General features: G+C 62.3%; 20 protein-coding genes and 1 pseudogene. 13 read left to right on the plus strand and 8 right to left on the minus strand.

What is annotated here, in order from left to right; translation table 11 throughout:
- The first annotated feature begins 29 nt into the window (after positions 1–29).
- Positions 30–1,460, plus strand: coding sequence for an exodeoxyribonuclease I (sbcB, locus tag ABM562_RS27200; protein ID WP_115085485.1), 1,431 nt, complete (start codon positions 30–32; stop codon positions 1,458–1,460).
- Positions 1,461–1,537: 77 nt separating this feature from the next.
- Here sbcB and mvaT read toward each other — a convergent pair whose 3' ends face one another.
- Positions 1,538–1,915, minus strand: a complete 378-nt coding sequence (mvaT, locus tag ABM562_RS27205) for a histone-like nucleoid-structuring protein MvaT (RefSeq protein ID WP_045197447.1) — start codon at positions 1,913–1,915, stop codon at positions 1,538–1,540.
- A 312-nt stretch (positions 1,916–2,227) separates the two neighbouring features.
- Between mvaT and purU the strand changes: the two genes are divergently transcribed.
- Both purU and ABM562_RS27215 read left to right on the plus strand, forming a co-directional pair.
- A complete protein-coding gene (gene purU / locus ABM562_RS27210; RefSeq protein WP_115085486.1) occupies positions 2,228–3,079 on the plus strand; it encodes a formyltetrahydrofolate deformylase in 852 nt (283 codons plus the stop codon).
- Between the two features lie 23 nt (positions 3,080–3,102).
- Positions 3,103–3,276: a hypothetical protein gene (locus tag ABM562_RS27215; RefSeq protein ID WP_166675645.1), complete on the plus strand. Its 174-nt coding sequence runs from the start codon at positions 3,103–3,105 to the stop codon at positions 3,274–3,276.
- Here the strand turns inward: ABM562_RS27215 and ABM562_RS27220 are convergent.
- The 5 genes and pseudogenes from ABM562_RS27220 to ABM562_RS27240 form a co-directional block, all read right to left on the minus strand.
- Positions 3,251–4,255, minus strand: coding sequence for a lysylphosphatidylglycerol synthase transmembrane domain-containing protein (locus ABM562_RS27220; protein WP_460423923.1), 1,005 nt, complete (start codon positions 4,253–4,255; stop codon positions 3,251–3,253). The two genes, ABM562_RS27215 and ABM562_RS27220, sit on opposite strands and share 26 nt — an antisense overlap.
- On the minus strand, positions 4,252–5,013 hold the full coding sequence (locus ABM562_RS27225) for a DUF2334 domain-containing protein (protein ID WP_115085488.1): 762 nt from the start codon (positions 5,011–5,013) through the stop codon (positions 4,252–4,254). The genes ABM562_RS27220 and ABM562_RS27225 overlap by 4 nt, the downstream gene beginning before the upstream one ends.
- Entirely contained in the window at positions 5,006–6,127 is a 1,122-nt protein-coding gene (locus ABM562_RS27230) for a glycosyltransferase family 4 protein (RefSeq protein WP_115085489.1), read from the minus strand. Before ABM562_RS27230 ends, ABM562_RS27225 begins: the two co-directional genes overlap by 8 nt.
- 209 nt (positions 6,128–6,336) lie before the next feature.
- A complete protein-coding gene (locus tag ABM562_RS27235) occupies positions 6,337–7,101 on the minus strand; it encodes a methyl-accepting chemotaxis protein (RefSeq protein WP_371128668.1) in 765 nt (254 codons plus the stop codon).
- Between the two features lie 93 nt (positions 7,102–7,194).
- A pseudogene (locus ABM562_RS27240) lies at positions 7,195–8,217 on the minus strand (HAMP domain-containing protein); the annotation flags it as partial.
- 170 nt (positions 8,218–8,387) lie between these two features.
- Here ABM562_RS27240 and ABM562_RS27245 point away from each other — a divergent pair.
- Positions 8,388–9,866 (plus strand): helicase HerA-like domain-containing protein, encoded by a 1,479-nt coding sequence (locus tag ABM562_RS27245; RefSeq protein WP_115085491.1) that lies wholly within the window; start codon positions 8,388–8,390, stop codon positions 9,864–9,866.
- 55 nt (positions 9,867–9,921) lie between these two features.
- Here the strand turns inward: ABM562_RS27245 and ABM562_RS27250 are convergent, their stop codons facing one another.
- Positions 9,922–11,394, minus strand: coding sequence for an inorganic phosphate transporter (locus tag ABM562_RS27250; protein WP_115085492.1), 1,473 nt, complete (start codon positions 11,392–11,394; stop codon positions 9,922–9,924).
- 166 nt (positions 11,395–11,560) lie between these two features.
- Between ABM562_RS27250 and ABM562_RS27255 the strand changes: the two genes are divergently transcribed.
- Positions 11,561–11,740 carry a hypothetical protein gene (locus ABM562_RS27255; protein ID WP_134061452.1) on the plus strand — a complete coding sequence of 60 codons (180 nt, stop codon included), beginning with the start codon at positions 11,561–11,563 and terminating at the stop codon, positions 11,738–11,740.
- On the opposite strand, the gene ABM562_RS27260 is transcribed toward ABM562_RS27255, so the two are convergent.
- Positions 11,737–11,937: a hypothetical protein gene (locus tag ABM562_RS27260; protein WP_038998948.1), complete on the minus strand. Its 201-nt coding sequence runs from the start codon at positions 11,935–11,937 to the stop codon at positions 11,737–11,739. The genes ABM562_RS27255 and ABM562_RS27260 overlap by 4 nt on opposite strands.
- 602 nt (positions 11,938–12,539) lie before the next feature.
- Between ABM562_RS27260 and pcaR the strand changes: the two genes are divergently transcribed.
- From pcaR to pcaC, 8 genes are all read left to right on the plus strand, one after another.
- Positions 12,540–13,415, plus strand: coding sequence for a pca regulon transcriptional regulator PcaR (pcaR, locus tag ABM562_RS27265; protein ID WP_174242307.1), 876 nt, complete (start codon positions 12,540–12,542; stop codon positions 13,413–13,415).
- 277 nt (positions 13,416–13,692) lie between these two features.
- On the plus strand, positions 13,693–15,039 hold the full coding sequence (locus ABM562_RS27270; RefSeq protein WP_134061453.1) for a 4-hydroxybenzoate transporter PcaK: 1,347 nt from the start codon (positions 13,693–13,695) through the stop codon (positions 15,037–15,039).
- 254 nt (positions 15,040–15,293) lie between these two features.
- Positions 15,294–16,151, plus strand: a complete 858-nt coding sequence (locus ABM562_RS27275) for a CoA transferase subunit A (protein WP_460423924.1) — start codon at positions 15,294–15,296, stop codon at positions 16,149–16,151.
- On the plus strand, positions 16,148–16,927 hold the full coding sequence (locus tag ABM562_RS27280) for a CoA-transferase subunit beta (RefSeq protein ID WP_134061454.1): 780 nt from the start codon (positions 16,148–16,150) through the stop codon (positions 16,925–16,927). The genes ABM562_RS27275 and ABM562_RS27280 overlap by 4 nt, the downstream gene beginning before the upstream one ends.
- Entirely contained in the window at positions 16,924–18,129 is a 1,206-nt protein-coding gene (gene pcaF / locus ABM562_RS27285; RefSeq protein ID WP_177414832.1) for a 3-oxoadipyl-CoA thiolase, read from the plus strand. Before ABM562_RS27280 ends, pcaF begins: the two co-directional genes overlap by 4 nt.
- A 119-nt stretch (positions 18,130–18,248) precedes the next feature.
- Positions 18,249–19,628, plus strand: coding sequence for a 3-carboxy-cis,cis-muconate cycloisomerase (locus ABM562_RS27290; protein WP_115085497.1), 1,380 nt, complete (start codon positions 18,249–18,251; stop codon positions 19,626–19,628).
- A gap of 11 nt (positions 19,629–19,639) precedes the next feature.
- Positions 19,640–20,437 carry a 3-oxoadipate enol-lactonase gene (gene pcaD, locus ABM562_RS27295; protein WP_134061456.1) on the plus strand — a complete coding sequence of 266 codons (798 nt, stop codon included), beginning with the start codon at positions 19,640–19,642 and terminating at the stop codon, positions 20,435–20,437.
- A 2-nt stretch (positions 20,438–20,439) separates the two neighbouring features.
- Positions 20,440–20,832 carry a 4-carboxymuconolactone decarboxylase gene (gene pcaC, locus ABM562_RS27300; protein ID WP_115085499.1) on the plus strand — a complete coding sequence of 131 codons (393 nt, stop codon included), beginning with the start codon at positions 20,440–20,442 and terminating at the stop codon, positions 20,830–20,832.
- Positions 20,833–20,912 lie beyond the last annotated feature (80 nt).

Below are 20,912 nucleotides of genomic sequence, written 5' to 3' on the forward strand. Positions count from 1 at the left end.
CTGGTCGATCTTCTGTTCAGGACGACCCCGTGAGCTCCAGCATTTTCTGGCACGACTACGAAACCACCGGCATCAACCCGCGCAACGACCGGCCCTTGCAGGTCGCCGGGGTGCGCACCGACCTTGACCTCAACGAGATCGAGGCGCCGATCAACTTCTATTGCCAGCCCAGCGACGACATCCTGCCCCACCCCAAGGCCTGCCTGGTCACCGGCATCACCCCGCAGCAGCTGGCCAGCCAGGGTTTGAGCGAAGCCGAATTCATGACCCGGGTGCATGCCGAACTGGCGCGCCCAGGTACTTGTGGTGCTGGTTACAACAGCTTGCGTTTCGACGATGAGGTCACCCGGTACAGCCTCTATCGCAACTTCTTTGATCCGTACGCCCGCGAGTGGCAGGGCGGCAACAGCCGCTGGGATTTGATCGACATCGTCCGCACTGCCTATGCCCTGCGCCCGGACGGGATTGTCTGGCCGCAACAGGACGGTCGCACCAGTTTGCGCCTGGAGTTGCTGACTGCCGCCAACGGCATCGACCATGGTCAGGCCCATGAAGCGCTGTCAGACGTGCGCGCCACCATTGCACTTGCGCGATTGATCCGACAGAAACAGCCCAAGCTTTATGACTGGTTGTTTCAACTGCGCAGCAAGCAGAAAGTCCTCGACCAGATTCGATTATTACAACCGCTGGTGCATATTTCCGGACGCTTCTCTGCCGCACGCAATTATTTAGGCGTGGTATTACCCCTGGCCTGGCATCCGCGTAATCGCAATGCCTTGATTGTCTGTGACCTGCATCTGGATGCTCAACCCTTGATAGATGAGGATGCTGATTCACTGCGTCAGCGTTTATACACACGTCGCGAGGAAATGCCTGACGGACAATTGCCGGTGCCGCTGAAACTAATCCATATCAATCGCTGCCCGGTGGTCGCGCCCTTGAGTGTATTGCGCGGCGAAGATCAGCAGCGTCTGGAACTGGATATGGCTGTTTATCAGGCGCGAGCCGCGAGCCTGATAGCTGCAGCAGGACAATGGCAGGACAAATTGCCGGTGATCTACAGCGCCGAGGAGTTTGCCCCCAGTGAAGACCCGGAACAGCAGTTGTATGACGGTTTTCTTGGCGACCGCGATCGTCGTTTGTGCGAGCAAGTGCGCAGTGTCGATCCGCAGCAATTGGGGCAGGGCCAGTGGATGTTCGATGATGAACGTTTGCCGGAACTGTTGTTTCGCTACCGCGCGCGTAATTTTAGCGAAACCTTGAATGCCGAAGAACGCCAGCGCTGGCAAACCTTCTGCCAGCAACGCTTGAGCGATCCGCTGATGGGCGCACCCAATACCCTCGGGGATTTCGAGCGGGCCTTGCAGGACTGCTGGGCGCAAGCCGATGCCGAACAACAGGCGCTGCTTGGCCAGTGGCGCAGCCATGTACAGGCATTGAAGTTGCAATTGGGGATGTAAGCAATCGTTGAAAATAAAAAACGCCAGCTAAGCTGGCGTTTTTTTTAGCGAGTAACACATGGTTACCAGCGGGCGTATTAACCCAGCAGGGTTGCCCAGCCTTCAACCACGTCACCACCCCATTTGGCTTTCCATTCTTTCAGGGTTTTGTGGTTGCCGCCTTTGGTTTCGATGACTTCACCGTTGTGCGGGTTTTTGTATTGCTTGACCTTGCGCGCACGTTTGGTGCCGGTGGTCTTTACCGCGCCACGAGGGGCTTTGTTCAGTTTGGCTTCTGGATCCAGCAGCGCAATGATGTCACGCAGGGACTTCGAATATTCGCCCATCAGTGCACGCAGTTTGCCTTCGAACTCCAGCTCGGTTTGCAGCTTGTCGTCTTGCGACAGGTTCTGCAAACGCGCCTGCAGTTCTTTGATGGCTTCTTCGGTAGCGCGATATTCGTTGATCAGGGACATGAGGCGTTCCTTGGAAATGAAGGTTTAGAGAGACAGTGCGGCAATAATAATCAGACGGTACCCCCAAGTAAACATTAAAGCGGGCAATTAGCTCAATGAATTGTTAATCACCTCGATAGAATAGGTTAAGAAAAATTTACAAACTAAGACTTTTTTCCAATAGTTAACTTAGTCGCCGGCCCACCGCACCAGGCGGGTGCACCCCGTACGGTGCTACCTGGGCAGGCGACAGGCCGCGCGCAATGAGTACTGCAGTTTTGTCGGGCACTCGCTAGAATGTGCGCCTTTGCGAAAGTTTCTGGAGTCCATTTCATGCGCACCTACCGGCTGGTGATTGCCTGCCCCGACCGTGTTGGCATCGTCGCCAAAGTCAGTAATTTCCTGGCGTCCTATAACGGCTGGATCAACGAAGCGAACCATCACTCCGATGAGCAGAGCGGCTGGTTCTTCATGCGCCACGAAATCCGCGCCGAAACCCTGCCATTCGGCATCGAGGCGTTCCGCGAAGCGTTCGCGCCGATCGCCGAAGAGTTCTCGATGGTCTGGCGTATCACCGATACCGACCAGAAGAAGCGCGTGGTGCTGATGGCCAGCCGTGAGTCCCACTGCCTGGCTGACCTGCTGCACCGCTGGCACACCAAGGAACTCGATTGCGATATTCCCTGCGTGATCTCCAACCACAATGACCTGCGCAGCATGGTCGAGTGGCACGGCATCCCGTTCTTCCATGTCCCGGTCGACCCGCAGAACAAGCAGCCGGCCTTTGCCGAAGTGTCGCGCCTGGTCAAGGAGCACGGTGCCGACGTGGTGGTGCTGGCGCGCTACATGCAGATCCTGCCGCCGCAACTGTGCCAGGAATACGCCCAGCAGGTGATCAACATCCACCATAGCTTCCTGCCGTCGTTCGTTGGCGCCAAGCCGTACCACCAGGCTTCGTTGCGTGGGGTCAAGCTGATTGGTGCTACCTGCCACTACGTCACCGAAGAGCTGGATGCCGGCCCGATCATCGAGCAGGACGTGGTCCGGGTCAGCCATAGCGACAGCATCGAAGACATGGTGCGTTTCGGCCGTGATGTCGAGAAGATGGTCCTGGCCCGTGGCCTGCGCTACCACCTGGAAGACCGCGTGCTGGTGCACGGCAACAAGACCGTGGTGTTCAACTAAGCCTCAGTGCAGGAGGTTGCCCCATGGCCGATCCCCTCGACAAGGCCACCTCCAAGGCCCCGCCGACCCTCGGCGAGGGCTGCCTGAGCCGCTACGACCCGGATGCGCTGGACAGCGAAGACGGCACCGATTTTCCCGGTGCCGCCGAGCTCTGGGAGCGGGTCAAGCCGGCTAGCGACGAATCCGCGCTTGACTGAGCCGCAAGCGCTGCAGCAATGGCCGACCCAGCAGGCAGAGGAACACCGGGCCACCGGCGAGCAGATAGAAGTAATAGGTCACCAACCGCCAGATCAGGATTGCCGCCGCCGCGGTGGACGTTCCCACCATGGGCGAAAGCAACGCGGCCGAAGTCATTTCGGCGGCGCCCGCGCCACCCGGCAGCAGGCTGAACTGACCGGCGCTGAGCGACAGCATCTGTACCAGAAAGCTCGGTATCCATTGCAGGTCGACGCCCAGCCCGCGCAGCGCCAGGTACAGCACGCTGTAACGTAACCCCCAATGCACGCAGGTCAGGGCAAACACCAGTGCCAGGGTGCGCTTGGGCAGGCGCCAGGTTTCGCCGAAGGCGCGAAAGAAGTGCAGCAGCTTGCGCGTCCAGCGCCGACGCCTGGGGGCGGCCATCTTGAGCCTGCGCAGCAGCCGGCCATTAAGGCACAGCAGCGCGCGGCGGTAGCGCACCAGTCCGAGCAACGCGCCAAAGGCTGCGAACATCAAGACCGCGCTGCCGAGCAACATGCTTTCCAGGCGGCGGTTGAGGTTGTGGAACAGCGTGTAGCCGGCGATCCCCAGCATGGCGCAGAAAAAGAACAGCAGGTCGTTGAGCTGGTCGGCGGCAAACACTGCGCTGCTGCGCGCAGGACCAATGCGGTCGCGGGCCAGCAAGGCCATCAGCGCCAGCGGGCCACCGCTGCCGCCCGGGGTGGTGCAGATGGCGAACTCGGTGGCCATGATCACGCCGAGGCTGCGCCAGCGTCCCAACGCCGCGCCCTGGCTGCCGAGCAGCAAGCGCAGGCGGACGGCGTTGATGATCCAGCACAGCACGATCATGGCGAACAGGCCGAGCAGCAGGTGCGGGGCAAAGCCACGCAGACGCGACAACAGCTCGCTGCCGCCGAGCAACGCCGGCACCAACAACGCCACAATCAGCGCCAGGAGCAGCCAGAGCAGGCGGTTCACCGGCCGTGCCTGCTGGCCAGCCAGGCGGATTTGGTCAGCGGTTCGCGGCCTTGGCGCAACAGGCGTTGCACGGTTTGCAGCCAGTAGCGGCGGGAAAAGCCATGGCGCATGTCCACCGGGTGCAGGCCCAGGCGGATGACCGGGGCCTGGCGCAGGCGCGTTTCACGCATATCACAGAGCACTTTCGACAGGCCTCGCCGCCAACGGCTACGGGCGCTCCAGACCAGGCCGGGCGCGGGGATCGGGCTGAAGTCTGGCAGTTGATAGATGTGCTGCGAGTCGCTGGTATAGCGCAACGGCAAGCTGCGCAATACCTGGCGTGTACCGTCGCTCATCAGCCATGCCGGGGCGACGAAGCCCGCCAGTGGCCAGTCATAACGCTGGAACAGCGCGATGCCGGCCTCCAGACGCTCGCGTGCCTGGGCCTGGTCGAGGCTGTAGAACTCGCCTTCCCAGGTGTAGATCCGGCGCATGAAGTAGTCTCGCGGCGAGCGTGGCGGCGGGCTGTCATCAGCATGAAAGTAGCCATGCAGCGCCATTTCGTCGCCACGCTGCAGGCGCCGGTCAAGCATCAGGCGAAAACCGGGCGAATGCTCCAGGGCATTGCGTTTGTGAAAGTCCGGCACCACCAGCCAGGTCATGGGAATGTCGCCCAGGGCATCGACCGCTTCGACGAAAGGCTGGTAGTCCGGCCAGGTTTCCGGCGCAACATCATGCAGCACCAGCAGCAGGCTTTGTCGATCAGCATGCTCAGGCATGAGCGCGCACCAGCATCGGGTGGCCCAGCACTGCCCGGTAATGTTCCAGCAGCCCGTTGACCACGGTGTCCCAGGCGTAGTGCTGCTCGACATGGGCGCGGGCCTGCAGGCCCATTTGCCGGGCGCCGACCTCGAACACCTCCCTGACCGTGCGGGCCATGGCCAAGCCATCGTTGGGCGTACACAGGCGGCCGCACTGGTCATTGACGATTTCGGTGAAGGCCCCGGCGGCCACGGCAATGACCGGGATGGCGCTGGCCATGGCTTCGAGAATGACCAGGCCGAAGGTTTCCTGGTCGCCAGCGTGCAGCAGGGCATCGGCACTGGCCAGCAGGCGGGCGACTTCGCTGGCCGGGCAGAAGTGATCGATGACACTGACATTGGCTGGCACATTGGCCGGCATGTGCGAGCCGACCAGCAGCAGATGGTAGTGCTTGCCCAGGCGTTTCATGCAGTCGAGCAGCACCGGCAGGTTCTTCTCCCGCGAGCCGCGCCCGGCGAACACCAGCAGGCGGGTGGTATCGGTTATACCCAGTTCACGGCGCAGAGACAGGTCGCGGTGCTGCGGGTTGAAGGTCGTCAGGTCGACGCCCAGGCGCTGCACGTGAACATTATCGATGCCCAGGCCGCGCAGCTTGTCGGCCATCACCTGGCTCGGCGCCAGGACCCGGTCGAAGTTGCCGTAGAGCTTGCTGACGTAGGCTTCGACATTGGGCGTAAACCAATTGCCCATGCGGTTGCTCACCAGCAGCGGGAGGTCGGAATGGTAGAAGCCGATCACGGGTACGTCGAGCTGGCGGCGGGCATCCAGGGCTGCCCAGGCGGTCAGGTAAGGGTCGCCGACTTCGATCAGATCGGGCTGAAGATCCTGCAGGACATTGCGCCAGGGCGCCAGGCGCAGAGGAAAGCGGTAGCCGTTGCCGAACGGCAGGGCCGGTGCCGGTACCTTGTAGATACCGTTGTCGTGGCTGGCGCTGGCGCCGGGGATCAACAGGCTGTGACGGACACCGGGAGTAAGGCCCAGGCGGCGGTGTTTGGCATCAAGATAGGTACGCACGCCGCCACTGGCAGGAGCGTAGAACATGGTGATGTCAGCGATGTGCACGATCAGCATCCCTCCGAGATCGTCTCCAGAGTGTGTCGCCAGGCAGCTTTTCGCCGCTGGAGACGCGCCCTAAGGTTGACCTCTATGAAGGATAGTTTGTTCGATGGGGTTCGGCAGCGGCTGGCTGCAAGCTACAAGCTACAAGCTGCAAGAAAAAGACAAGCGCACTCGGCTCTGTTTCTTCTTGCAGCTTCAAGCTTGCCGCTTGCAGCTCAAGTTCAGATACGGAAGCTGCCCACCAGTTGTTTCAGGCGGCTGGCCTGCTGCTCCAGGTCGGCGCAGGCGCGCAGGGTCGACTGCAGGTTCTCGACGCCTTCCTGGTTGAGCATGTTGATTTCGTTGATGTCCATGTTGATCGAATCGACCACGGCGGTCTGTTCCTCGGTGGCGGTGGCCACCGACTGGTTCATGCCGTCGATCTCGCCGATGCGCAGGGTCACGCTGCCCAGGCGCTCGCCGGCCTGGTTGGCGATCTCGACGCTGTCCTGGCTGTGGCGCTGGCTCTGGCCCATGGTGTCGACCGACTCGCGGGCGCCGACCTGCAGCTCTTCGATCATGTTCTGCACCTGTTGCGCCGACTCCTGGGTGCGGTGCGCCAGGTTGCGCACTTCATCGGCGACCACGGCAAAACCGCGACCGGCTTCACCGGCCCGTGCTGCCTCGATGGCGGCGTTGAGCGCCAGCAGGTTGGTCTGCTGCGAGATGCTGGTGATCACTTCGAGGATCTGGCCGATGTTCACAGTCTTGCTGTTGAGCGTCTCGATGTGCGCGCTGGAGGTGCAGATCAGGTCCGACAGACGGTTCATCGCCTGGATGCTGCGATCGACCACCTGCTGACCTTCTTCGGCCAGATGCCGTGCCGAGCTTGCCTGTTGCGAGGCTTGCGCGGCGTTGTGGGCAATTTCCTGGGCGGCAGCACCCAACTGGTTGATCGCCGCGGCCACGCTGTTGGTGCGGTTGGACTGCTCGTCGGAGTTGACCATCGACGAGTTCGAGGCGCTGACCACCCGCAGGGCCACTTCGTTGACCTGCTCGGTGGCCGAGGACACTTCGCGGATCGAGCCATGGACGCGCTCGACGAAGCGGTTGAAGGCGCTACCGAGGATGCCGAACTCATCGTGGTTATGAATGGCCAGGCGCTTGGTCAGGTCGCCTTCACCTTCGGCGATGTCTTCCATGGCCCGGGTCATGGTGTGCAGCGGTTGCATCAGCACGCGGATCAACAGGCCGAGCAGGGCGATGATGATGACCACGGCGACCAGGGTGGCAATCACCGCGGAGGTGCGGAACTTGCTCAGCATCGAGTAGGCCTCGTCCTTGTCTACCGACAGGCCGATGTACCAGTTGGCCGAAGGCAGGCCCTTGACCGGGGCGAAGCTGAGGATCCGGGTCTTGCCGTCGAGCTGGACTTCACTCGGTTCCTTGCTGATGCGCGGGGTGTTCTGCGGGAACAGGTCCGACAGCGACTTCATCACCAGGTTCTTGTCCGGGTGCACGAGGATCTTGCCTTGATCGTTGATCAGGAAGGCGTAGCCCATGCCGCCGAAGTTCAGCGAGTTGATGATCTCGGTCAGGCCATCGAGGGCCAGGTCGCCACCGACCACGCCGACATTGCGCGCAGCGGTCGCGACTACCGAGATGACCATCTTGCCGGTGCTGACATCAATATAGGGTTCGGTCAGGATCGCTCCGTTGGCCGCCATGCCGTCCTTGTACCAGGGGCGTACGCGCGGGTCGTAGCCGTCCGGCATCTTGGTTTGTGGGCGGATGGTAAAGCCACCGTTGACGTCACCCAGGTAAATCGTCAGGAAACTTGAGACCAGGGCCTGTTGGCCGAGCAGGGTGCCGATTTTGTCGGCCTCGGGAAACGCGGCAATGTTTTGTGCAACGTTTTGTACCAGCAGAATACGACCGTCAAACAGGTTCTTGATATTGGTCGAAGTGGTTTCGCCCATTTCCTCAAGATAGTTTTCCAGATCCTCGCGAATGGCATTACGCTGCAAGAAATCGTTGTACAAAGTAAACAGGGTAAAGGCGATCATGACGATCAGCGAGGCGGCCAATAGGATCTTGTGGCTGAATCGGAGGCTTTTGTTCATAACGTGTCGGTCCGCTAAGGTCTTGTTATCCGGGTCGTTCGCACAAAGAACAGCGTGAAAAGCGGTGCAGGTCCCAATTCCTTGTCGGGCTATTCCTGTCTTCCTGGTGGTCTATCGCTATTTAATATCGGCCGTTTCAAGCCAAAGCTTTAAACAGAGGGTGAAAAAACATGCCTGACTCTTCGCAATTCGTGCTCGGCGCCGACCTTGCCGGACAGCCGGTGGCCCAGGCCATGCGCCTGGCCAATCGTCACGGCCTGGTGGCCGGGGCGACCGGTACCGGCAAGACCGTGACCCTGCAACATATGGCCGAAGCCTTCAGTGACGCGGGCGTGGCGGTATTTGCCGCCGACGTCAAAGGCGACCTGTGCGGGCTGGGCGCAGTGGGCAACCCCCAGGGCAAGGTGGCCGAACGCATTGCCGGCATGCCCTGGCTGGGGCATCGGCCTCAGGCTTATCCAGTAAGCTTGTGGGATATCCACGGTCAGTCCGGTCATCCGTTGCGCACCACCCTCAGTGAAATGGGCCCGCTACTGCTGGGTAATCTGCTGGAGCTGACCGACAGCCAGCAGGCCGCACTGTATGCCGCGTTCAAGGTCGCCGACCGCGAAGGCCTGTTGCTGCTGGATATCAAGGACCTCAAGGCCCTGCTGGCGCACTTGAAGGACAACCCGCAACTGCTCGGTGAAGACAGTGCGCTGATGACCACAGGCTCCAGCCAGGCCCTGTTGCGGCGACTGGCAACCCTGGAGCAGCAGGGCGCCGAAGCGCTGTTCGGCGAGCCGGCCTTGCAGCTGGAAGACATCCTGCAACCGGATGCCGATGGCCGCGGACGCATTCACCTGCTCGATGCCAGCCGCCTGGTGCATGAAGCGCCGAAGGTCTATGCGACCTTCCTGCTCTGGCTGCTGGCCGAGCTGTTCGAGCAATTGCCCGAGCGCGGCGATGCCGACAAGCCGTTACTGGCGCTGTTCTTCGATGAAGCGCATCTGCTGTTCAACGGCACCCCCAAGGCCCTGCAGGACCGCCTGGAACAGGTGGTGCGGCTAATCCGATCCAAAGGCGTAGGGGTGTATTTCGTCACTCAGTCGCCGAGCGACCTGCCGGATGATGTTCTGGCGCAGTTGGGCTTGCGCGTCCAGCATGGCCTGCGGGCCTTTACCGCCAAGGAGCAGAAATCCCTCAAGGCCGTGGCCGATGGCTTCCGTCCCAACCCGGAATTCGACACCCTGAGCGTATTGACCGAGCTGGGTATCGGTGAGGCACTGGTCGGTACCCTGCAGGAAAAAGGCACGCCGGGCATGGTCCAGCGTGTGCTAATCGCGCCGCCGCAGTCGCGTATCGGGCCGCTGAGCGCTGCTGAACGGGCGGCGCTGATTGCCGCTTCGCCATTGGTCGGGCGTTATGACAAGCCGGTAGACCGTGAATCGGCCTATGAGCTGCTCAATGCCCGCAAAGGCGGCGCGGTTGCGCCTGAACAAGCACCGGCAGCGGCTGAAGAGAGCTTTGCCGACAAGGCCGGCGAGTTCCTCCAGAGCGCGGCGGGGCAGGCGATCAAGTCGGCGGTACGCCAGGCGGCGAACCAGTTCGGTCGCCAGCTGGTGCGTGGCCTGATGGGCTCGTTGCTCGGTGGCAGCAAGCGCCGCTGATTGTATCAGGCATAAAAAAGGCGCCCCTCGGGGCGCCTTTTTACTGCGGGGTGCTTTAGCCGATGGCTTTGGTCGCCAGCCAGAACAAGCCTGCCGACAGGCCCACAGTGGCCGGAAGGGTCAGTACCCAGGCCAGCAGGATGGTCCTGACGGTGCCACCTTGCAGGCCGCTCTTGTTCGCCACCATGGTACCGGCCACACCCGAGGACAGTACGTGGGTGGTCGATACCGGCAGGCTGAAGATGTTGGCCATGCCGATGGCGCAGGCTGCGGTGATCTGTGCCGACATGCCCTGGGCGTAGGTCATGCCCTGCTTGCCGATCTTCTCGCCGATGGTCAGCACTACGCGTTTCCAGCCGACCATGGTACCCAGGCCCAGGGCCAGGGCGACCGCGAGAATCACCCAGAACGGAGCGTACTCGGTGGTGGCAGTGAGGTCCTTGCGCAGTTTGTCCAGGTCCGCCTTCTCGCGTGCCTGCAGGCCTGGCAGCTTGCCGACCTTCTTGGCGGTGTCGTCCAGGCAGAGCAGGTAACGACGTACTTCAATGCGTTTTTCCGGCGTCAGCGACCGGTAGTCGGCCACGCCTTTGAGCGAATCGAGCAAGGCATTGATGGTCGGCTCGGTCTGCTGCGGGTTGCAGCTGAACTGTTCTGGCAGGTCGCCTTCTTTGGCTTTGCCCAGGGCCAGGAATTCGCCCAGGGTCGCTTCGTTGCGCTGATAGAACTGGTTCAGGTGCAGGGTGGCGTCGCGGGTCCGCTCGATCTGGTAGGTCGTGCTGTTCAGGTCGAGAACGAACGCGGACGGAACGATACCGATCAGCACCAGCATGATCAGGCCGATACCTTTCTGACCGTCGTTGGAGCCGTGCACGAAGCTTACGCCCATGGCCGAAATCACCAGGACCAGGCGGTTCCAGAATGGCGGGTGCTTCTTGTCGTCGAGCTTGCGGCGCTGTTCCGGCGTCTTGTGCATCTTCGACAGCGGCCGCCACCATTTCAGGCCCAGCAGCACCAGCGCGGCGACAGCGAAACCGGCCATCGGCGACAGTACCAGCGACATGCCGATATCGATTGCCTTCTGCCAGTTGACCCCGTCACCCAGTGGAATGTCGCTGATCAGGGCGTTGGCCAGGCCCACGCCCAGGATCGAGCCGATCAGCGTATGCGAACTGGACGCCGGGATCCCGAAGTACCAGGTGCCCAGGTTCCAGGTGATGGCGGCAGCCAATAGAGAGAAGACCATCGCCAGGCCGTGGCCGGTGTTCACATTGATCAGGAGTTCGACCGGCAGCAGGTGAACGATGGCATACGCCACGCCGACACCGCCGAGCAGAACCCCGAGGAAGTTGAACACGCCGGAGAAGAACACGGCCAGGTGCGGCGGCATGGCTTTGGTATAGATGACTGTAGCTACCGCGTTAGCGGTGTCATGAAAGCCATTGATGAACTCGAAGGCGAGTACGAAGGTCAGAGCGAGCAGCAAGCTCACCAGTACCCAGGCATCAAGTCCGCTGAATAAATCGATCATGAAGGAATTCTGACCCGGTCATAAGGGGGCGCGATTATGCCAGAAATCCCCGGTAATCGATGCCCCTGCTGCTGACCGCTCGACGACTTTTCTAGCCCGGCGCCCAACCCGTTGAGGCGGCGATGCTTCGCTTAACGTCGGCTAAAATGCTAAAAAATCGAGAAAAATGAAAGGTTTGCACTCAGGTCTGGTTGTCAGGAAAAAATCAAACGACCGTATGAAATTTGTGAAATTCCGTTACGGCATGCTGTGGACCGCGCAAAAATCCGCAGCATTGCGGGCCGGCAAAAGCGCCCCCGGTACGCCGTTCAATGGCCTGCTTGCGCTGCCTGCAGCAGCGGGCTAGGGCGCCTGGTCCTTGAGTTCTTTCTCGATTTTTTCCAGTTCCTGGGCGAAGGCCTGGTCAAGCACGCTTGCTCGCTTGCGCCATGGCTTGCGCTCCGGATCGGGTTGCGCGGCGTAAGTGGTGACTTCACCACCATAGACTTCCTTGTAACGTTGCTCCTGGCGCTCTAGTTCTGCGCGCAGTTCATCTTTGGTCACAGTACTACCTGTAGTGTGGATATAAACCCTGGCGTTTACGCGGGCAAACAGCGCGGGGCGCAATATGCACACGGCTACGCTGCCAGAGCGGCATAACTGTCGCAGCAACAGTAGGTTCTGGTTGTGCAAGCGAATGTGAACAACGGGCTATTCACGTTAATGGCACTTGCAGCGGTCCGCTTCTGTCTGCCTGGGCAGAGGCGGTTGGATCCGCAGCAACCCTACTTGGGGCAGGGTTACGAAGTTTTATTATAGCAAGCAGATAGTCTGACAGTAGCACTCTCTATTGTAGATAGGACCAAACAAGCGCCAGTTTTGTTACCAAGTTATGAAAGTCGTCAGACGGCCGAGATTGGCATTGGCACAGGAGGCAATAGAAAAGTTTTCGGCTTGCAGCCCCGCGTTGTACGGAGGAAGGAAAAACGGCCTCGCTTCGTGGGCAAGGCCGTGCCTGGGACTTCTACGGTGGGTACCTGACCAGTCTCTCCAAGAAGCCACGTTGTGGCGGTAGAAAGGTATAAGCAATTGTGGGTAGCGGTCAATTGCGATTATCGGTCGATGGTTCGATAATCGCACCAGTGACCGTTTTTCCGAGGTTAGCCATGACAGAAGAAACAACGCCCAAAGGGCCAGGGTTGAACGATAACGTGCGTAGCTCGTTTGCGTCCCTGGCGCCGCCCATCGTCGCCTCGCCGGCCAAACGCATCCAGGCCTTTACCGGTGACCCCGATTTCATGACCTCGCTGGCCCGCGGCCTTGCAGTGGTGCAGGCATTCCAGGAGCGCAAGCGTCACCTGACCATCGCCCAGATCAGCCACCGCACAGAGATTCCTCGGGCGGCGGTGCGGCGTTGCCTGCATACCCTGATCAAGCTGGGCTATGCCACCACCGACGGGCGCACTTACTCGTTGCTGCCCAAGGTGTTGACCCTGGGCCACGCCTATCTGTCGTCGACCCCCCTGGCGGTGTCGGCGCAGCCTTATCTGGACCGGATGAGCGATCAACTGCACGAGGCCTGCAATATGGCTACCCTGGAAGGCGATGACATTCTTTACATCGCCCGTTCGGCCACCGTGCAGCGTCTGATTTCGGTCGACCTCTCGGTCGGCGGGCGCCTGCCGGCCTATTGCACCTCCATGGGCCGTATCCTGTTGGCGGCGCTGGACGACGCGACCTTGCACGAATACCTCGAGCATGCCGACCTGCAGGCCAAGACCAGTCGCACCATTCACGACCCGGTGGCTTTGCTCGAGTGCCTGCAGCTGGTTCGCCAGCAGGGCTGGTGCGTGGTCGATCAGGAGCTCGAACAAGGTTTGCGCTCGATCGCCGTGCCGGTCTATGACGCCTCTGGCCAGGTCCTGGCGGCGCTCAACGTCAGCACCCATGCCGGCCGGGTCAGCCGCACCGAGCTTGAGCAGCGCTTCCTGCCGATCATGCTCGCCGCCAGCCGCGACCTCAGCGCGCAACTGTTCGCCTGAACGTTCCTGTTCGATAAACGCACAGAGATGCGTTTATCGAATTGCGCCGCGCCCGCCTGCTTATTAATGTCCCTCGCAGCGGTCAACCTGCCTTGACCGCCCATAATAATGAGCGAGAGGCAAACGCCCCATGACCGACTTCCTGTCCCCGCACGGCTTGCACCTGTCCTACGCTGGACTGCGCGGCAGCTGATCCAGCTTTCCGAACCTGTTCCTGTTCGCCTGTGCCGTTCATGCGCGCACCCGCACACTCGCGCGCTTCTTCTGGATAAAAATAATGAATAGTCCTCAAGCTGCTGTCGGAAACTGCCTTGATGTGCAGTCCTTTATCAATAGCCAACCGCTGTCGCGCTACCAATGGCGGGTGGTAATCCTGTGCTTCCTGATTGTCTTCCTCGACGGCCTCGATACCGCCGCCATGGGCTTTATCGCCCCGGCCCTGTCCCAGGAATGGGGCATTGACCGGGCCAGCCTGGGGCCGGTGATGAGTGCCGCCTTGATCGGCATGGTCTTCGGTGCGCTGGGTTCCGGGCCGCTGGCCGACCGTTTCGGGCGCAAGGTGGTACTGGTGGGGGCGGTTGTGCTGTTCGGCGCCTTCAGCCTGGCGTCCGCCTACAGCACCAACGTCGACCAGTTGCTGGTGCTGCGCTTTCTGACCGGGCTGGGCCTGGGCGCGGGCATGCCCAATGCCACCACGCTGCTGTCCGAATACACCCCGGAGCGGCACAAGTCGCTGTTGGTGACCAGCATGTTCTGCGGCTTCAACCTGGGCATGGCCGGTGGCGGCTTCATTTCCGCCAAGCTGATCCCGGCGTTCGGCTGGCACAGCCTGTTGCTGATCGGCGGTCTGCTGCCGTTGGTGCTGGCAGTGGTGCTGGTGTTCTGGCTGCCGGAGTCGGCGCGCTACCTGGTGGTACGCAACCGTGGCACCGACAAGGTGCGCAAGACCCTTGCCCCGATCGAGCCGGCCATTGTCGGCCAGGCGTCGAGCTTCAGCGTGCCGGAGCAAAAGACGGTCAAAGCCCGCAACGTGTTTGCGGTGATCTTCTCCGGTACCTACAGCGTCGGCACCCTACTGCTGTGGCTGACGTATTTCATGGGCCTGGTGATTGTCTACCTGCTGACCAGCTGGCTGCCAACGCTGATGCGTGACAGTGGCGCGAGCATGGAACAGGCCGCCTTTATCGGCGCGTTGTTCCAGTTTGGGGGGGTGCTCAGCGCCGTGGCAGTGGGTTGGGCCATGGACCGTTACAACCCGCACAAGGTCATTGGTGTCTTTTACCTGCTGGCAGGGGTATTTGCCTACGCAGTAGGGCAGAGCCTGGGCAACATCACCTTGCTGGCAACCCTGGTGCTGGTTGCCGGTATGTGCGTCAACGGTGCGCAATCGGCGATGCCGTCACTGGCGGCGCGTTTCTACCCGACCCAGGGCCGCGCCACCGGTGTGTCGTGGATGCTCGGCATCGGCCGCTTCGGCGCGATCCTCGGGGCCTGGATGGGCGCGACCCTGCTGGGCCTGGGCTGGAATTTCGAGCAGGTGCTGACCGCGCTGGTGATCCCGGCGGCCCTCGCCACTACCGCGGTGATCATCAAGGGCATGGTCAGTCACGCGGATGCGACCTGATATCGGCAGCCTGTGGGAGCTGGCCTTGCCGGCGATGGTATCGACGCTATGCCTGGCTTTGCGCGGTGCCCGCATCGCTGGCAAGGCCAGCTCCCACAAGGGTTCTTAGCAAGACAACAATCGGTTCGATAATCGAACAATTAGTCGATTATCGGATTGAACCGCCCCCAAGCCCCCCTTAATCTGAACCCATACCCGGCGCCGCCCAAGGCGCCTTGAAACCGACCCCGACTCAGCATATCCAGGAGTCTGCAATGGCTGAAATCCTCTCGCTCCACGACGCCGTGAAGCAGTTCGTCAACGACGGCGACAGCGTCGCCCTCGAAGGCTTCACCCACTTGATTCCGACTGCCGCCGGGCATGAAATCATTCGTCAGGGCAAGAAAGATCTGACCCTGGTACGCATGACCCCTGACCTGATCTACGATCAGCTGATCGGCGCCGGTTGCGCCCGCAAGCTGATCTTCTCCTGGGGCGGCAACCCGGGTGTCGGTTCCCTGCATCGTCTGCGCGACGCCGTTGAAAAACAGTGGCCGCACGCGATCGAAATCGAGGAACACAGCCACGCCGACCTGGCCAACGCCTACGTCGCCGGTGCCTCGGGCCTTCCGTTCGCAGTACTGCGGGCTTACGCCGGTTCCGACCTGCCCAAGGTCAACCCGCTGATCAAGAGCGTTACCTGCCCATTCACCGGCGAAGTCCTCGCCGCCGTGCCATCGGTACGCCCGGACGTTACCGTGATCCACGCGCAAAAGGCCGACCGCAAAGGCAACGTGCTGCTCTGGGGCATCCTTGGCGTGCAGAAGGAAGCGGCCCTGGCGGCCAAGCGCTGCATCGTTACGGTCGAGGAGATCGTCGACGACCTCAAGGCACCGATGAATGCCTGCGTGCTGCCGACCTGGGCGCTGTCTGCGGTGTGCCTGGTACCCGGTGGTGCGCATCCGTCCTACGCCCATGGTTACTACGAGCGCGACAACCGCTTCTACCAGGCCTGGGACCCGATTGCCCGCAGCCGCGAAAGCTTCTCGGCGTGGATCGACCAGTACATTCGCGGCACCGCCGACTTCACTGAATTCAAGGCAAAAATGGCCAGCGCGGAGGTTGCACAATGAGCTACTCCACCAATGAAATGATGACCGTTGCCGCAGCCCGTCGCTTGCGCAATGGCGCAGTCTGTTTCGTCGGCATCGGTCTGCCGTCCAAGGCCGCCAACCTGGCGCGCCTGACCTCGTCGCCGGATGTGGTGCTGATCTACGAGTCCGGCCCGATCGGTGCCAAGCCGAGCGTGCTGCCGTTGTCGATTGGTGACGGCGAGCTGGCTGAAACGGCCGATACCGTGGTGCCGACCGGCGAGATCTTCCGCTACTGGCTGCAGGGCGGGCGCATCGACGTGGGTTTCCTTGGCGCCGCCCAGGTCGACCGCTTCGGCAACATCAACACCACTGTGGTCGGTGATTATCACCAGCCGAAAGTGCGCCTGCCGGGTGCCGGTGGCGCGCCGGAGATCGCCGGTTCCGCCAAGCAGGTACTGATCATCCTCAAGCAGTCGAACCGCGCCTTTGTCGACAAGCTCGACTTCATCACTTCGGTCGGCCACGGCGAAGGCGGCGATTCGCGCAAACGCCTGGGCCTGCCAGGCGAAGGTCCGGTGGGGATCATCACCGACCTGTGCATCATGGAGCCGGAAGCCGGCACCCATGAGTTTGTCGTGACCTCGATCCACCCGGGCGTGACCCGCGAGCAGATCACCGACGCCACCGGCTGGGCCATCCGTTTTGCCGACGACGTGCAAACCACCGTCGCGCCGAGCGAAGTCGAGCTCAATGCCTTGCGTGACCTCGAAGCGCGCACCGCCGCCGCCCACGGCCAAGCGCCAGGAGAAGCCTGATGCGTGACGTCTTTATCTGCGATGCCATTCGCACCCCCATTGGCCGCTTCGGTGGCGCCCTGGCCGGCGTGCGCGCCGACGACCTGGCGGCGGTGCCGCTCAAGGCGCTGATCGAGCGCAACCCGCAGGTACAGTGGGAGCAACTCGACGAAGTGTTCCTCGGCTGCGCCAACCAGGCCGGTGAAGACAACCGCAACGTCGCGCGCATGGCGCTGTTGTTGGCGGGCTTGCCGCAAAGCGTGCCGGGAGTGACCCTCAACCGCCTTTGCGCCTCGGGTATGGATGCGGTGGGCACGGCCTTTCGCGCCATCGCCAGCGGTGAAATGGAGCTGGCGATTGCCGGTGGCGTCGAGTCGATGTCCCGTGCGCCGTTCGTCATGGGCAAGGCTGACAACGCCTATTCGCGCAACATGAAGCTGGAAGACACCACCATCGGCTGGCGCTTCATCAACCCGCTGATGAAGGCTCAGTACGGGGTCGATGCGATGCCGCAGACCGCCGACAACGTCGCCGATGACTACCAGGTATCACGTGCCGATCAGGACGCCTTCGCCCTGCGCAGCCAGCAGCGCACGGCCGCCGCCCAGGCTGCGGGCTTCTTCGCCGAAGAGATCGTGCCGGTACGCATCGCCCATAAAAAGGGCGAAACCGTGGTCGAGCACGACGAGCACCCGCGCGCCGACACCACCCTTGAAGCCCTGGCCCGGCTCAAGCCGGTCAACGGCCCGGACAAGACCGTCACCGCCGGCAATGCCTCGGGCGTCAATGACGGTGCCGCGGCGTTGATCCTGGCCTCGGCCGAAGCCGTGAAGAAACATGGCCTGACCCCGCGGGCGCGGGTGCTGGGCATGGCCAGTGCCGGCGTTGCGCCACGGGTCATGGGCATCGGCCCGGTACCGGCCGTGCGCAAGCTGACCGAGCGCCTGGGCGTGGCGGTGGCCGATTTCGATGTCATCGAACTCAACGAAGCCTTTGCCAGCCAGGGCCTGGCCGTGCTGCGCGAACTCGGCCTGGCCGACGATGCACCGCAGGTAAACCCCAACGGTGGCGCCATTGCCCTCGGTCATCCGCTGGGCATGAGCGGCGCGCGTTTGATCCTCACCGCCTTGCACCAACTGGAGAAATCCGGCGGGCGCAAAGGGCTGGCGACCATGTGTGTCGGCGTCGGCCAGGGCCTGGCCCTGGCCATCGAGCGGGTGTAAAGCAATGATCCCGAGCCGCCGGCCTCCACGCAAGGTTGGCGGCCTGGGGTGATTGCTCTGTGGATCGTGGATGTTACTGGGTGTATCTAGACTCTCTGTAGTTCCAAGAGAAAGTAGCCATGACTTCAGCCTATTTGAAGCAACGACCGGGCAATCAGCTGTTCGATGCCTATTTCACCGCGCAGGGGATGCGCGAGATCTTCAGCGACCGTGGCCGGGTGCAGGGCATGCTTGATTTCGAAGCAGCCCTGGCCCGTGCCGAAGCGGCCACCGGGGTTATCCCCCAGGTGGCGGTGGCAGCGATCGAAACCGCCTGCCATGCCGAGCGCTATGACTTTGCCGCGCTGGCCGAAGCCATTGCGGTGGCCGGTAACTCGGCGATCCCGCTGGTCAAGGCGCTGGGCAAGGTGATTGCCAGTGGCGTCCCGGAGGCCGAGCGTTATGTGCACCTGGGCGCCACCAGCCAGGATGCCATGGACACCGGCCTGGTGTTGCAACTGCGGGCGGCGCTGGCATTGATCGAAACGGATCTGGCGCGGCTGACGGATGCCCTGGCCCGCCAGGCCCAGACCTACGCAGAGACCCCCTTGGCCGGTCGCACCTGGCTGCAACATGCCACGCCAGTCACCTTGGGCATGAAGATCGCCGGCTGGCTCGGCGCCTTGAACCGCCACCGCGAGCGCCTGCAGGAACTCAAGCCGCGCCTGCTGACCCTGCAGTTTGGCGGCGCTTCCGGCACCCTGGCGGCGCTGGGCGACAAGGCCTTGCCGGTGGCTGAGGCCTTGGCCGCAGAACTGAAACTCACACTGCCTGAACAACCCTGGCACACCCAGCGCGACCGCCTGGTGGAGTTTGCTTCGGTGCTTGGCATGATCGCCGGCAGCCTCGGTAAGCTCGGCCGTGACGTCAGCCTGCTGATGCAGACCGAAGCGGCCGAGGTATTCGAACCCTCGGCGCCCGGCAAAGGCGGGTCCTCGACCATGCCGCACAAGCGCAATCCGGTCGGCGCCGCGGTGTTGATCGGCGCTGCCACCCGGGTGCCGGGTCTGCTGGCCACGCTGTTTGCCGCCATGCCCCAGGAGCACGAGCGCAGCCTCGGCCTGTGGCATGCCGAATGGGAAACCCTGCCGGAAATCTGCTGCCTGGTGTCCGGTGCACTGCGCCAGGCACAGATCATCGCCGACGGCCTGGAAGTGGACGCCGAGCGCATGCGTCGTAACCTCGACCTGACCCAGGGCCTGGTCCTGGCCGAAGCGGTCAGTATCGTTCTGGCCCAACGCCTGGGTCGTGACCACGCCCACCATTTGCTGGAAACCTGCTGCAAGCGTGCAGTGGCCGAGCAGCGCCACCTGCGCGCCGTGCTTGGTGACGACCCGCAAGTCAGCGCCGAACTTTCGCCAGACGAACTTGATCGTCTGCTCGACCCAGCCCACTACCTCGGCCAGGCCCGTGCCTGGGTCGAGCGGGCGCTGGCTGAACATCACCGCGTCAATGCCTGAAGGAGGCTGCAGTGGCACAGGTACAACTCGCCGATGGCGTACTCAATTATCAACTCGAAGGCCCGGAACACCTGCCGGTGCTGGTGCTGTCCAACTCCCTGGGCACCGACCTGCACATGTGGGACACCCAGGTACCGGCCTTGACCGCGCATTTTCGCGTGCTGCGCTACGATACCCGCGGCCATGGCGGCTCGCTGGTCACCGCAGGGCCGTACAGCATCGAGCAACTGGGGCAGGATGTGCTGGCCCTGCTCGATGCCTTGCACATCGAACAGGCGCATTTCTGCGGCCTGTCCATGGGCGGGCTGATCGGCCAGTGGCTGGGGATCAATGCCGGTCACCGGCTCAAGCGCCTGGTCGTGTGCAACACCGCGGCCAAGATCGGCGCGCCGGACACCTGGAACCCGCGTATCGAGATGGTCCTGCGCGATCAACAGGCGGCAATGGTCGGCCTGCGTGATGCGTCGATCGAGCGTTGGTTTACCCCGGCCTATGCCGCGGGCAACCCCGAGCAGGCCAAGCGTATTACCGACATGCTCGCCGCCACCTCGCCTGAAGGTTATGCGGCTAACTGCGGGGCAGTGCGCGATGCCGATTTCCGTGAGCAGTTGGGCGAGATCAAGGTGCCGCTGCTGGTGATCTCCGGCACCCATGACGCGGTCACGCCGCCGTCGGGCGGGCGCTTCATCCAGGAGAACGTGGCGGGCGCCGAGTATGCCGAGTTCCACGCTGCGCACCTGTCCAACGTTGAAGTCGGTGCGCCGTTCAGCCGCCGGGTGATCGATTTTCTGCTGGCCCGTGAGGAATGACCATGGACGAGAAACAACGTTATGAAGCCGGCATGCAGGTGCGCCGCGCGGTGCTGGGCGATGCCCATGTCGAGCGCAGCCTGGACAACCTGACCGAGTTCAACGGCGAGTTCCAGGAAATGATCACCCGCCACGCCTGGGGTGACATCTGGACCCGCCCGGGCCTGCCCCGGCATACCCGCAGCCTGATCACCATCGCCATGCTGATCGGCATGAACCGCAACGAGGAGCTGAAACTGCACCTGCGCGCGGCGGCCAACAATGGCGTGACCCGTGAAGAGATCAAGGAAGTGCTGATGCAGAGCGCGATCTACTGCGGGATCCCGGCGGCCAATGCCACCTTCCACCTGGCCGAGTCGGTGTGGGATGAGTTGGGGGTTGAGTCGCGGGGCTGACCTTCAGGGCCTTATCGCCGGCAAGGCTGAACTGGTCAACAGATTTTGGACACCGGTTTAGGTTCATGCCGCAACCTTGA

It is taken from the genome of Pseudomonas sp. ZL2 (assembly GCF_054788455.1).